Origin of the sequence: Clostridium sp. (assembly GCF_036642255.1) — a bacterium.
In the GTDB taxonomy this organism is placed as follows: Bacteria; Bacillota; Clostridia; order Clostridiales; family Clostridiaceae; genus Clostridium_J.
In genome coordinates this window covers 103359-116934 of the sequence record NZ_JAVWDJ010000007.1, presented here as the reverse complement: position 1 = coordinate 116934, position 13576 = coordinate 103359, and the positions used below count along the sequence as shown (strand labels likewise).

Annotated in this window: 11 protein-coding genes and 1 other annotated feature; of the genes, 8 read left to right on the top strand and 3 right to left on the bottom strand. The window is 30.9% G+C overall.

Annotated elements, in window-relative coordinates; genetic code table 11:
* Positions 1-171: 171 nt before the first annotated feature.
* Positions 172-948: an EFR1 family ferrodoxin gene (locus tag RR409_RS05710; protein ID WP_332556767.1), complete on the bottom strand. Its 777-nt coding sequence runs from the start codon at positions 946-948 to the stop codon at positions 172-174.
* 438 nt (positions 949-1386) lie between these two features.
* Between RR409_RS05710 and RR409_RS05705 the strand changes: the two genes are divergently transcribed.
* The 4 genes from RR409_RS05705 to RR409_RS05690 all read left to right on the top strand — a co-directional run bounded on the left by RR409_RS05705 (position 1387) and on the right by RR409_RS05690 (position 6179).
* Entirely contained in the window at positions 1387-1869 is a 483-nt protein-coding gene (locus tag RR409_RS05705; RefSeq protein ID WP_332556766.1) for a methylated-DNA--[protein]-cysteine S-methyltransferase, read from the top strand.
* Between the two features lie 231 nt (positions 1870-2100).
* Positions 2101-3006, top strand: coding sequence for a DMT family transporter (locus tag RR409_RS05700; RefSeq protein ID WP_332556765.1), 906 nt, complete (start codon positions 2101-2103; stop codon positions 3004-3006).
* A gap of 716 nt (positions 3007-3722) precedes the next feature.
* Positions 3723-4673: a C39 family peptidase gene (locus RR409_RS05695; protein ID WP_332556764.1), complete on the top strand. Its 951-nt coding sequence runs from the start codon at positions 3723-3725 to the stop codon at positions 4671-4673.
* Positions 4674-5189: 516 nt separating this feature from the next.
* Positions 5190-6179, top strand: coding sequence for a DUF4349 domain-containing protein (locus RR409_RS05690; protein ID WP_332556763.1), 990 nt, complete (start codon positions 5190-5192; stop codon positions 6177-6179).
* Positions 6180-6237: 58 nt separating this feature from the next.
* On the opposite strand, the gene RR409_RS05685 is transcribed toward RR409_RS05690, so the two are convergent.
* Positions 6238-6675: a DUF3888 domain-containing protein gene (locus tag RR409_RS05685; protein ID WP_332556762.1), complete on the bottom strand. Its 438-nt coding sequence runs from the start codon at positions 6673-6675 to the stop codon at positions 6238-6240.
* 440 nt (positions 6676-7115) lie between these two features.
* Between RR409_RS05685 and RR409_RS05680 the strand changes: the two genes are divergently transcribed.
* Positions 7116-7985: a radical SAM protein gene (locus RR409_RS05680; RefSeq protein WP_332556761.1), complete on the top strand. Its 870-nt coding sequence runs from the start codon at positions 7116-7118 to the stop codon at positions 7983-7985.
* 38 nt (positions 7986-8023) lie between these two features.
* Here the strand turns inward: RR409_RS05680 and thrS are convergent, their stop codons facing one another.
* Positions 8024-9961: a threonine--tRNA ligase gene (gene thrS, locus RR409_RS05675; protein ID WP_332556760.1), complete on the bottom strand. Its 1938-nt coding sequence runs from the start codon at positions 9959-9961 to the stop codon at positions 8024-8026.
* Positions 9962-10051: 90 nt separating this feature from the next.
* Positions 10052-10259: a binding site (T-box leader), on the bottom strand.
* A gap of 450 nt (positions 10260-10709) precedes the next feature.
* On the opposite strand from thrS, the gene RR409_RS05670 reads away from it, so the two are divergent.
* The 3 genes from RR409_RS05670 to RR409_RS05660 all read left to right on the top strand — a co-directional run bounded on the left by RR409_RS05670 (position 10710) and on the right by RR409_RS05660 (position 13552).
* Positions 10710-10955 (top strand): hypothetical protein, encoded by a 246-nt coding sequence (locus tag RR409_RS05670; RefSeq protein ID WP_332556759.1) that lies wholly within the window; start codon positions 10710-10712, stop codon positions 10953-10955.
* A 38-nt stretch (positions 10956-10993) separates the two neighbouring features.
* Positions 10994-12145, top strand: a complete 1152-nt coding sequence (wecB, locus tag RR409_RS05665; RefSeq protein WP_332556758.1) for a UDP-N-acetylglucosamine 2-epimerase (non-hydrolyzing) — start codon at positions 10994-10996, stop codon at positions 12143-12145.
* Between the two features lie 87 nt (positions 12146-12232).
* Positions 12233-13552, top strand: coding sequence for an NlpC/P60 family protein (locus tag RR409_RS05660; protein ID WP_332556757.1), 1320 nt, complete (start codon positions 12233-12235; stop codon positions 13550-13552).
* Positions 13553-13576 lie beyond the last annotated feature (24 nt).

The window sequence follows — 13576 nt, the reverse complement described above, 5'->3', positions numbered from 1 at the left end:
AAGGTTATTAATGATGCGTTAAGAGGGGTTTTCAAATTAAAATATATGGTGAATACTACTAGAATTAAATCATTAATATTAAAAGCACTAAGAATTTCATTGAAACTCATAGTGCTTTATATATTATAATAAAATACTAAAAATTTTAAGAAAATACATTTGAAAAACCACTTATCTTTCACTGATTTTTAAGTCAGGTTTGTATTGTTGAAAGTGTTTATTCTTATACATAAAAGCGTTATTAGGGCATCTATGTAAGCAGCGTTGGCAACTGATACAACTTTTATTAAAAGAGATGTTATTATTAAGCATCTTAATATTATGAGTAGGACAATTCACCACACATTTATTACATCTAGTGCATAACTTAGCATCTATGTTAAGCTTTCTTCTTGCCCAGCTATAAGAGTAGGATTTATAGATTGGATAAGCTAATTTAGCTATAATAATATTTATATTTTTGATGGAATCAAAGGATCTTCTGCCATCATTAAAGTCCATTACTATAGTGGGAACTCTTTTAGAGGCTTCTCTTATACAATTTACAGCTTGTTCCTCTGGTGTTTTTGGGAACATGGTTAAGTAATAGTTATTAGGCATATTAAAACCAAATTCTCCATAGATTTTAAATCCTAACTTTTTCAACTTTTCTCCTAGAAGTTTTGGGCCAGCTCCTTCAGTACCAGTCTGGGTAGAAAACAGCATTACTTTTCTACCTTTTCCAAGTCGTAAATGTTTAACAATATAATCTACAAAATAATCGGGATAGGCATCACAATAGATTGGCGCCCCTAATACAAATATATCGAAATCATCTTTAAACTTGGGAGTTTTATCAATTTCTACAAGTTCACTTGTAATGTTATATTTTAATAATTCCTTTTTAAATAATCTTGCAACATAATCAGTGTTTCCAGTGGCAGAAAAATACAGAATTCCACACCTCATAACAATCCTCCAATAAAATATATGACAATATATTTATATTTTCAAAAACATAAAAACATGAAAGAACTTTGAGTTTATTTAAAAATTTTTAGGAAATTAAGGTTATTTTGTTAGGAGTTAAGCTTCCCTTAAAAGTGTTTATGTAAAATTAACTTGTTCATTAGCTAATAATATTGCTTATAATAAAATTATAGCGTATTCTGTGTAACAGCATTTGAAATATGCTATAATATGAATATTTGATAAAATATTTTACATCTAGGGAATTTTCACATTTATGTTATTGAAGTTTAAGTAATAATAAAAAGTTCGTAAACTTAAACTGTTTTTCTAGGGAAGAAAAGAGTAAAGAAAAATTTTGTCGTAATTTAGTAAAAATATTTAAGAGAAGATGAAATTTACATAAGTAAAATTATAAATAAAAGGAGATGAATTTATATGGAAGAACTAGTTTATACATATTATAAATCACCTATTGGAGTTATAAGATTAGAGGGAAATGAAGAAGGGGTTTCCTTTGTGGATTTTATAGATGAAGAGGTAGAGGAGTATCACAATGAAAATCTGCCAAAACCAGTAGAGGAAGCATTGACTCAATTAGATGAATATTTTCAAGGTAAGAGAAGAGACCTTAACATTAAAATAATGTATAAAAGAGGAACAGAATTTCAAAAGACAGTTTGGAAGGCTCTTCAGAACATTCCTTATGGAAAAACTGCTTCATATAAAGATGTAGCCATTGCAATAGATAATCCTAAAGCTGTAAGAGCAGTAGGGGGAGCTAATAATAAGAATCCTCACAGCCTATTTGTTCCATGACATAGGGTTATTGGTGCTAACGGTTCGTTAGTAGGTTTTGGCGGAGGTCTTTGGAGAAAAGAATGGCTTTTAGATTTTGAAAAAAAGAATTATGAAAAGTAGCCATAAAATTTTATAAAAAGATAATAGCCATAAGCAACTTGATTTAATTTTCATCAATAAAATTAAAAAATTAAAAGTAGAAATATGGATGAAAAGTATATTAAAATTAAACTGATAAATATAGATAAAAAATTTATGAGATGATTATTTAAATGTACTTATCATATTAAGTTCTAATGATTTAATGTGGTAAGTATATGTAAACTATAAGATAAAGAAGGGATTGGGGATATGGGTAAAACAAAAACCTTAGCATATATAGCACTTATAGGTACAATTATAGTGTGGGGAATCTCTTTTATTAGTATGAAAATATTATTAGAAGTTTTTTCACCAGTAGCACTTGCCTTCGTAAGATATATGATTGCTACAACTATACTGATCATAGCTAAAGTTAAAACTACTAAGGAAAAGGTTAAAAAAGAAGACTTAAAATTGTTGGCCATAACAGGATTACTATGCACTACTTTGTATTTTTGGTGTGAAAATAATGGTGTGATGAGGATTTCAGCTAATTCTGCATCTATTATTATTGCAACCTTACCAATAGGTGCGCTAATCGCTGATTCCATAGCCTATAAAAATAAGATTAGTTTAAAAAGTATAATAAGTATAATAATTTCTATTATTGGAGTATATTTTGTAGTCGGAAATGATACTATAAGTGGTTCAGCACTAGGATACCTATTCATGTTTGGAAGTATTACAGCTTGGAGCTTGTACATGACCTTTACAAAACCACTTTTTAAAAAGTATTCAGATATAACTATAACCACCTATCAGGCAATTTTTGGAACTCTTGGATTTATACCTTTTATGCCTTTTGAAACAATAAAGTTTGAAATGATTAACGGTACAATAATATTTAATTTATTATTTTTAGCAGTAATTTGTTCTTCTGTAGCAAACTTTGCTTACACCTTCTCACTAAAGGAACTTGGGGTAGAGATAGCTTCATTATTTATGAATCTGATGCCTGTGGTAACTTTTTTATTCAGCTTCCTTATACTAGGAGAAGAGTTGAATTTTCTCCAACTATTTGGAGCAGCTCTAATTATATATTCAGTTTATGTAATTAGTAAACCACAGAAGAACCTACAAGAAGAAGTCCTTGAAGAAGGAAAGCTAGAAGCATAAGCTTATAGTGGAAATAACTATATACTTTATAAATGTAAAAGTGATAAAATATTGTTACATCAAGAAAAAAGACTCTCATTGATTGAAAGTCTTTTTTCTTGTTTTAAGGGCATTTTACAAATACACCACCAACCTCTTTGGAGAATAAATAGGAATAAGAGTTTAAACAACTTTAAGTGCTTAAAGAACTTTAAGTGCTTAAAGAACTTTAAGTGTTTAAACAAGTTTAAGGTGCAGTGAAATATCCTTTAAGAAGTGGTTGAACAAAATGAATTTGTTCATTATTTAATGAAATTTTGCTTTGTGAAATATCTTTAGGATTATCTTTAATTATTATTAACTAGAGAATTGGTTTGAAGTGGAAAGCTATAATACGGTATTAAGCATATTATGGTTATAGTGAGATTAATTTTTATTGGTTTTATAAAACTAATAAAATATGTTAAAATAACTCTTATATCAGTATAATTTTATGCAAATTATACCATCAACTAAAGGTTAAGAAGAAAATCACGATGTAATATGTAATGGTCCAAGAAAGCTGAAGTAAGTTCTCTAGTAAAACTATTGAGCAATAGAAATTTCAAGACCTTTAGTGCTTAAATAAGATAGAAACAATAAATTGCAAAATAAATTTCTATGATAGTTATCTACTGTTATAGGTGTTGATTCAAAAATCAAGTTACTACAACTGTCATAATAGGATGTGAAAATATATGAAAAAAGTTGTGTCTGCAATTATGCTTGTAATCAGTGTAAGTTTGTTTATTGGAGCATTCATGTTCTATCAATTTCAAAATGAGAAGGTTCTAGCATTAAAGCAACACATGAATCTTCTAGCTTTTCAAGGCAAGGTAGAATATGTGGACTCAGATGAAGAAGCAAAACGATTAAAAGAAGAGAAAAAGAGATTAGAAGCAGAAGAAAAGGCTAGAATAAAAGCAGAGCAAAAGGCAAAAGAACTTGAGGAAAAAAGAATAAAGGAAGAAGCGGAAAAGGCCGCAGCTGAACAAAAGAGACAAGAACTTTTAAAGAAAAAGGAAGAGGCAGAAAAAAAGAAAAATCCTCCTAAATCTGTTTTAATAGATGTACCAATTATCTCTCAATTACCAGAGCTAAAAAATGGTTGTGAAATAACTTCTCTAGCCATGATGCTGAACTACTCCGGAATTGCAGTGGACAAGTTAACCTTGGCCAATAGTGTAAAAAAGGACAGTACCCCGCTAACTTACAGTGGAGGGACTATTGCAACATGGGGAAATCCAAAGATTGGATTTGTGGGAGATATAACAGGAAAAACTCCAGGATACTCTATATATCCAGAAGCCTTAAAACCATTAGTTGAACAATATATGCCAGGAAAGTCATTAAACCTAACTGGAGCAAACTATGAGGATATTGAAAAAGCTTTAGTTGATAACAGGCCGGTACTTGTATGGATCACTAATGACTTTAAACCACCTACAAGACCAGCTCAATGGATTAGTAATGGTGAATCAATAAGTGTTAACTTCTCACAACATGCAGTACTAGTAACAGGCTATGATGAAAAGAATGTTTATTATAATGACCCACTAAGTAATACAAAAAACAAATCCGTATCAAAAGAAGTGTTTAAAAGCATATGGGAAACCATGGGGAAAAAAGCACTATCATATTATAAATAAAATTATTAAGAAAGCTATAGAATTTAAGATTTTGAAAAAGCTAAAAATTCTATAGTTTTTTTATTGGAAATGCAAATATTTTTTTCTTTGGAAAAATGATTAGGCGATATTGATATAACTAATTATAGTTATGATAAAGATAATAGGCCTACAAGTGATATTTATAATTAAAATTAGTAGATAATTTATATATTGTTATTAAGGGCATGTGAATATATGCTCTTTCTTTATAAAAAATTTAAAAATTATTTTTAATAGTGACGTTTATGTAATTTTTGCAATTATCCTTCGTATATATAGTAACAATAAATTGCTAAAGAAATAGTTGAGTATGGCTTATTAAGTTATTACTTTTCTAGAATATAAACATACTTAGAACGTCGATGTATTTTGAATCCTCAATTTAAAAGCACATGGCTAAAAAATTACCTTAATAGAAAGAAAAACTCTTTTATAGAAGTAGATGAACAAAGGGAAGATTGGTTATTTAATATGTAAAGTAAAGGAGAGAAAGTTATGAGAAGTAAAAGGTTTAGTTTTCAACTCATCACCATAGTAATGCTTTTTATGTTCCTTTTTACAGCTTGTGGTAGCAAGAAAGATGGAGGAAAGGTAGCTGAATCATCTACTGGTTCTGCACCACAAATGGATGTTGCCTATGATAATAGCAAAGGATTTGGAGGAATTAATCAAGAAGCAAAACCAGAAGAGAAACCAGCTGCCCAAACAGAAAAGACTAACACTACAAACAAAAACGCTGTGCTCAGTAGCGAGAGAAAAATTATTAAAAGTGGAGGTGCCACTTTAGAAACACTAAAGTTTGAAGAGAGCTTAGATGCTTTAATGAAAGAAATCGAAGCCTTAGGTGGATATATTGAATCCTCAAATATATCAGGTAAGAGAAGCGTTAGTGAAAGTTATGTGCAAAATAGAAGCGCAAATATAGTTGCTAGAGTTCCTAAGGAAAGCTTTGATAACTTCTTAAATAATATGAGTAACTTTGGAAATATGGTGGTAAAAAATATTAGTGGAGAGGATGTTACTGCTCAATACTTTGATACTGAAGCTAGGCTAAAATCTTTAACTGTACAAGAGGAGAGGATTTTAGAACTTTTGAAAAAAGCTACAGAACTTAAAGATGTAGTGGAGCTTGAAAAACATTTATCAGAGCTAAGATATGAGATAGAATCTCTTACTGGCACTTTAAAGAGATGGGATAACATGGTTAGTTATTCTCAAGTTAGTATTAATCTAATAGAAGTAGGACAGTTAACCTCAGAAGATAAGATACCAGTAACTTTAGGAGACAAAATCCTATTAGCTTTTAAAAACTCAACAAAGAGTTTAGTGAATTTAGGTAAAAACTTTATAGTATTATTAGCAACTATATTGCCTTATGTAGCTATTTTAGCTGTTATATTACTTGTTTTAAGACTGTTTGGTAAGAAGTTAAGTTTAAAATCAATTAAAACAAAATTCTTTGGAAATAAAGATAAAAAAGAATAGCACAGTAAAAGTTAGAAAGTCATGAAATTGGGAAAGTCCCTAATTTCATGGCTTTTCTTTAGGATTCTTTTTTGCTTTTTTGGGAGGTGGTGATATGAATGAAGTTAGTTATTTTTACATCGCCATAATCATTAAGCAAGGTCACACGCTCTACGCCATAAGGACCTTCACCATTTGGCTCAGAAGTAGTTATTTGTAGTATCACTTCATAGGAACGATTTTGTTCACTAAGGGATTTAAAATCAATGACTTTCAAATTTTCAAAATCCACAAATCTATTTCTTCCATAGTAGGAATTTACTCCTTGGTTAATATATGGAGCTATATTTTCAACCACATTAAATTTATTTTCATGGGAAATATCAGGGTAATCATTAACTTCACCCTTTCCGAAGTTAAAAGTTGATAAAACTTCATTGGTTGAGTTTATCACCATAATATTATTTATTGGTAAGATAAAAAGTCCGAGTAGTAATAAAGTTATAAGTTTTTTCATAAGTATTCCTCCAGTTTGAAATTAAGGTTTATAAGTAAAGTTTTAATGCATTCTATTCATAATACTTAAAGCTACCAAAGCACATTGCATAGTAAAGCTATGTTTGGATTATTTTCCCTATAAATAGAACTTACTTTATTTTGTTTATTTCATTGGATTTTTATGTATAATTTATATGAGAGATTAGGTAAGCTGATATTAGCATAGAAACTAACTTAAGGATTTTCCACGGACAAGTGTTACATTGGGGCTATTAGGAATCTATAAAATAACACCTTATAAAATAAGACCTTATAAAATAAAGCTTTATTTTATAAAGGAATATATTTTTTCTTAAGATCTACTAAGGTAAAATCTTTAAGGTTAGCTTTTTATAAAACATAAAAAGAAGAGCTTGCTCCATAGATAATTAATTAGTAATTGTTGAGAGGATGATAAAAATGAGATACGAAGGAACAGTATATAGACCACCCAGTGAGGCTTATAGTTTAATAATCCAGGCCACCATTGGCTGTTCTCATAATAGGTGCAGCTTTTGCAGCATGTACAAGGATAAAAAATTCAGGATAAGGGATTTAGAGCATATTATAGAGGACTTAAATAGTGCAAGAAAAAGATATCCTAGGGTAGAGAAGCTATTCTTAGCTGACGGGGACGCTCTAATTATGAAAACTGAGGATTTGATAACTATACTAAAGGTAGTTAGAGAGTTGTTCCCAGAATGTAAAAGACTAGGAGTCTATGGTTCTCCAAAATCCATACTAAGAAAAAGTCACGAGGACCTTAATATATTAAAGGAACATGGGTTAGGAATAATCTATCTTGGTATTGAAAGTGGAAGTGACAAAATCTTAGAGGATATAAATAAAGGGGTAACCGCAAAGGAAATAATTGAGGCAGGGAAGAAAGTAAGAGATTCTAAAATTGCTCTTTCAGTGACTTTAATCTCTGGAATTGGTGGAAAAGAAAATACTGAGAAACATGCACTAGAAAGTGCAAAAGTTATCAATGATATAAACCCAGATTATTTAGGTATATTAACTTTAATGGTGGAAGAGGGAACAGAGCTACAAGGCAAAATAAATTCAGGGGAATTTTCACTGTTAACTCCAAGAGAAGTTATGGAAGAAATGAAGTTATTTATTGAGAAAATTCAAGTTCAAGGCACTGTGTTTAGAAGTAACCATGCTTCAAATTATATAAATCTTGGAGGAGTTTTAAGCGTGGATAAAAACAAAATCCTACAAGAAATTCATTATATTCTAGAAAATAACAGCGCATATAAGGATGAAAAATTTAGAGGGTTATAAAGAAAAAATAGGATATCCATATGGATATCCTATTTTTATTATAGTTCTTTAGTTTGAATTTCTTTTAATACTCTTTCAATGAAGCTGTCTAATGCTAATGCACCTTCGTCGCCATTTTTACGGCTTCTTACAGCAACTTCTCTGTTTTCAGCTTCCTTTTCACCTACAACTAGGATATATGGAGCTCTTTCATTACGAGCTTCTCTAATTTTGTATCCAATTTTTTCAGCTCTGTAATCTGTTTCAACTCTTATACCACTGTTTTTGAAGGCCTTAGAAACTTCCTCAGCATAATCATGATATTTTTCAGAGATTGGAAGAACTTTAACTTGAACTGGTGCAAGCCAAACTGGGAAAGCTCCAGCATATTTTTCAATAAGCATTGCAAGAGTTCTTTCATAACATCCAATAGAAGTTCTATGGATGATGAATGGATATTTTTCTTTTCCATCCTTATCTATATAAGTCATTCCAAATCTTTCAGCTAGTGAGAAGTCTATTTGAACTGTAATTATTGTATCTTCTTTTCCATGAACGTTCTTAAACTGTAAGTCTAGTTTTGGTCCATAGAAAGCAGCTTCTCCGATAGCTTCTTTGTAATTGATACCAAGATTATTTAAGATTTGTCTCATCTTATCTTGAGTATCATACCAAGCATCTGGTCTATCTATATATTTATCTTTTCTAGCTTCATCCCATAAGGAGAATTGATAAGTGATATCTTCCTTGATTCCTAAAGTTTCCATCATGTAGTCAATTAAATCAACTACTCCTCTGAATTCTTCTTCAAGTTGATCTGGAGTACAAACTAAGTGTCCTTCAGAAATTGTGAACTGTCTTACACGAATTAATCCGTGCATTTCTCCAGAAGCTTCATTTCTAAATAGTGTAGAAGTTTCACCATATCTTATTGGTAAATCTCTATAACTCTTCTTATCATTTTTATAAATCATGAATTGGAATGGGCAAGTCATTGGACGAAGAGCAAATACTTCATCATCAGTTTCTTCATTTCCAAGAACGAACATTCCATCTTTATAGTGATCCCAGTGTCCAGAAATTTTATAAAGATCACTCTTAGCCATTAGAGGAGTTTTAGTTAAAACATAGCCTCTTCTTTCTTCTTCATCTTCAACAAATCTTTGAAGAAGTTGAACTACCTTAGCACCTTTTGGCATTAATAGTGGAAGTCCTTGGCCAATTGGTTCTGCAGTTGTAAATAATTTAAGCTCTCTTCCAAGCTTGTTATGGTCACGTTTTTTAGCTTCTTCAACTGCTTCAAGATAAGCATCTAAATCAGATTTCTTAGTGTAGGAAGTTCCATAGATACGAGATAACATTTTGTTCTTCTCGTTACCTCTCCAATATGCTCCTGCAAGCTTTGTTAATTTGAAAGCTTTAACATATTTTGTAGACATAAGGTGTGGACCTGCACAAAGGTCTACAAACTCACCTTGTCTATAGAAAGTTATTATTGAATCCTCAGGTAGGTCTTTTATAAGCTCAACCTTATAAGGTTCTTGTTTTTCTTCCATGAAAGCTATAGCTTCTGCTCTTGGAAGTTCAAACATTTCTATTTTAAAATCTTCCTTAACTATTTTCTTCATTTCTGCTTCGATGTGATCAATATCCTCGAAAGTAAATGGTCTTTCAGTATCGAAGTCATAGTAGTAACCATCATCTATAGCTGGTCCGATAGCAAGTTTAGCAGTTGGGAAAAGTCTACTTACTGCTTGAGCTAAAATGTGTGCTGATGTATGTCTAAAAGCTTTTCTACCTTCCTCATCATCAAAGGTTAATATACTAAGCTCGCAATCATTACTAACTATAAAACGTAAATCTACTGTTTTTCCATTAACAGTTCCTGCAGTTGCTGCTCTAGCTAGGCCTTCTGAAATGTCTTTTGCAATATCAAAAACTGATATTGGATTTTCGTATTCTTTTAATGATCCATTTTTAAGTGTTACTTTTATCATTTTATATTCTCCTTTCGATTTGTGTTTATAGAGGTTTACTTTTAAGTTGCTTCTCTATAAAATAAAAAAACTCGTCTCTTTTCAAAACTGAAAAGGGACGAGATATCCTCGCGGTTCCACCCAATTTGCATAGAAAAATCCTATGCCAACTTTTAAAAAACTATAACGTAGTCAACGGACTTTATTAAAGTCACTCAGAGGTGGTCTTCGGCAACTGTTCATTTAAGAATACTTTCAGCTATTGTACTCTCTCTCTGTAAATGGATAAGAAGCTTACTCTTCTCTTCACTGTGTTAAAATATATAACTTTATTGTATGATTATTATATTATGATTATTACACAAAAGTAAATAAATTTCAAATAGTTATCTTTACCAATACTTGTATAATAAACAACTTCATAAACTTAAAACTAAATTTATGAAATATTGAATAATTTATATTATTATAACACGTATAAACCCTCAGTCAAGAGTTTTTATGGATTGAAATAAATTATTTTGATATAATCATGATATGATATTTGTGTAAAAAGTTGAATACTTTAACATAATTTGTTCAATTATTATAGTAGGGCATCCTAGAAGATGAATAGTAAGGAAAATTACTTATATTAGTATAATATTTTGCTGGCAGAATCCACTAATACCTTAGTTAGGTGGATAAACTGTGTCCTCGGGTTATGCAAAATATTATTTAAAGTTTTCACTTAGTATTCCTTTTTAAGGCCCTAATGAAAGGTGATTAAATGAGTAATATATCTAGAGATTCAGTTATAGGAGAAAATGCTTTTAGTATAGATGGAGTGATATCTATTCCTGAAGGAGTAGAGGAAGAAAGTTTTTTTGAGGATCTTATAAAATATTTACAAAGTAAAGGTGCCTTTTTCTTTGGTTTCACTGAAACTCTTCAGGGAGAAGCAATGAAGGAAGGCAGACTTAGGGAACTTTTATCTGTTAATGGAATAGAGGAATTTAAGGAAGAGGAATTTTAAAGCACACACTGATTATTAATCATAGTAAGGAGAATCAAATGGAAAAAATTAAGGTAATGTCCATATTTGGAACTAGACCAGAAGCAATTAAAATGGCACCTCTTGTGAAAGAATTAGAGGATTGTCCTCATATTGAAAGTAAGGTTTGTGTAACAGCCCAACATAGAGAAATGCTTGATCAAGTGCTGGAGTACTTCAAAATACAAACAGACTTTGATTTAAATATAATGAAAAATAAACAAAGCTTAACAGGAATAACAAACAACATATTAAGTGGTATGGAGGAGATCTTTAGTACATATACTCCAGACCTAATATTAGTTCATGGAGATACTACAACTACTTTTTCTGCAAGTTTAGCAGCTTTTTACAAGCAAATTAAAATAGGTCATGTAGAAGCTGGTTTAAGATCTTTTGATAAATACTTTCCTTATCCAGAGGAAATGAATAGAAAGCTAACAGGAGCTCTTGCGGATATGCACTTTGCTCCAACAGTTAATTCGAAGGAGAACCTTTTAAAGGAAGGTGTAAAAGAAGAAGATATATTTATTACAGGAAACACCGTAATAGATGCTATGAACCATACCGTAGAAGAAAACTATAAATTTAAATATAATGAATTAAATTCCGTAGATTTTAATAAAAAGATAATCACTGTCACAGCTCATAGAAGAGAAAACTGGGGAGAGGGAATTAAAAATATTTGTAATGGGTTAAAGGAAATTGTTAGAAGTAACAAAGATGTGGAAGTAATTTATCTAGTGCATCTTAACCCTATTGTTAAAGATATGGTAGAGGAAATTCTAGGTAAAGAAGAAAGAATACATCTATTACCACCACTTGATACTAGCGATACTCACAACCTTATGAATAAAAGCTTCATGATAATGACAGACTCTGGTGGACTGCAAGAAGAAGCTCCTCATCTTGGAAAACCAGTAATTGTACTAAGAGAGGTAACAGAAAGACCAGAAGCTGTAGCAGCAGGTACAGTAAAGCTTGTGGGTACAGATTACAATAAAATAGTGCAAGAAGCTAATAAACTTCTTAATAACAAAGAAGTTTATGAAGAAATGAGTAAAGCTATAAATCCTTATGGTGACGGTAAAGCTTCTAAGAGAATTGTAGAGAGCATTTTATATAAATTTAACATAAAAGAGGAAAGACCAAAGGAATTTATATGGACTTAATCTTGGTAAAATAATACAATATTATTAAAAGCAATATTTCTTTCTGTAGGAAATATTGCTTTTTTAGCTAAAGGGGGAGGGGTATATATGGCTCAATATAATCAATACATTTCTAAAGTCCCAAAGGTTAATAAGGAAATGTGTCAAAGTGATTTTTGGATAAACAAGGATAAAAATTCTAAAAAGCCTATAATGACTAAGGAGGAAATAGAAAAGTATAATAAAAAAAATATAAGTAGTGAAGCCATTGTAGACATTTTTTCTATGGAGGAAAAGCTTCACAGTGAAGAAGTTATAGAGCTTATAAAAGCTCTTAGCAAAGAGCCATCAGTGACGAGATACAAAGATGGAAAACCTCTTACTAGTGAGTATTATGAAAAGCTTAAAAAGAATTTAGGAATCCATGATTTGAAGGATAAAATTGAAATAAAGTATGGCCTAGTTATAAGAAGAAGTAACATGAAAACTTTTCCCACAGAAGATAGAGTGTTTAAGAGTCCTGAGGACTATGATTTAGATAGATTTATGGAAACCACCGCATATCCTTGCGAACCTTGTGCTATTTACTGCAGTAGCAGTGACCACAAATGGTACTTAGCTAGAATATATAATTATTTAGCTTGGATTAAAGCAGAGGATGTAGCAGTTGGAAGTAAAGAAAAAATTATGGAATATGTTAATGACAAGGACTTTATAGTGGTGACAGGAAAGCAAGTTTATACTGGATTCAATCCACATAATAAGGAAATTTCATTGCTTCCATTAGATATGGGAGTAAAATTACCTTTAGCCAAGGAAGAGGAAATAGAGGACTTGGTTTTCGATATGTATCCATGTGGTTCCTATGTAGTAAAGTTTCCTTTGAGGAATGAAGAAGGGAAACTAAGATTTACTATGCTGCTCATGTCATTCACTGAGGATATAAGTTTAGGATATTTACCTTATAATACAAAAAATATACTCAAACAAGCTTTTAAGTTCCAAGGGGAACGATATGGTTGGGGCGGTGAATTCTTTGGAAGGGACTGCTCTGGTCTTGTACTAGATGTTTATAGGACCTTTGGCTTCACTCTTCCAAGAAATGCTGGAGAGCAGTTAAAAAAGGGTGAAGGTATAAAAAAAGAGTTTGGAGATACTTCCTCCAATGAGTATAAAAAAACAGTGTTTGATAAACTCGTTATTGGGTCTGCGATATTCTTAGATGGTCATGTGGGGATTTATCTTGGACGTGATGAAAAGGAACACTATATGATTCATGACACTGTAGGATTTTATGTAGAGGAAGGCTCCACAAAAAAATATTTATCCACAAAAGGAGTAGTAGTATCCCCTATAAGTTGCATCTATACTTCATCAGGAACTGAATACTTAAAAGCTATAATAGGAGTTAAAACTTTTAAGTTATAGAAAACTATTGAAATGGAGATTTAA

Coding starts and splice junctions, on each gene's coding strand:
- RR409_RS05710 (WP_332556767.1), bottom strand. CDS start 948: ATGAGGTGTGGAATTCTGTATTTTTCTGCCACTGGAAACACTGATTAT.
- RR409_RS05700 (WP_332556765.1), top strand. CDS start 2,101: ATGGGTAAAACAAAAACCTTAGCATATATAGCACTTATAGGTACAATT.
- RR409_RS05695 (WP_332556764.1), top strand. CDS start 3,723: ATGAAAAAAGTTGTGTCTGCAATTATGCTTGTAATCAGTGTAAGTTTG.
- RR409_RS05690 (WP_332556763.1), top strand. CDS start 5,190: ATGAGAAGTAAAAGGTTTAGTTTTCAACTCATCACCATAGTAATGCTT.
- RR409_RS05685 (WP_332556762.1), bottom strand. CDS start 6,675: ATGAAAAAACTTATAACTTTATTACTACTCGGACTTTTTATCTTACCA.
- RR409_RS05680 (WP_332556761.1), top strand. CDS start 7,116: ATGAGATACGAAGGAACAGTATATAGACCACCCAGTGAGGCTTATAGT.
- thrS (WP_332556760.1), bottom strand. CDS start 9,961: ATGATAAAAGTAACACTTAAAAATGGATCATTAAAAGAATACGAAAAT.
- RR409_RS05670 (WP_332556759.1), top strand. CDS start 10,710: ATGAGTAATATATCTAGAGATTCAGTTATAGGAGAAAATGCTTTTAGT.
- wecB (WP_332556758.1), top strand. CDS start 10,994: ATGGAAAAAATTAAGGTAATGTCCATATTTGGAACTAGACCAGAAGCA.
- RR409_RS05660 (WP_332556757.1), top strand. CDS start 12,233: ATGGCTCAATATAATCAATACATTTCTAAAGTCCCAAAGGTTAATAAG.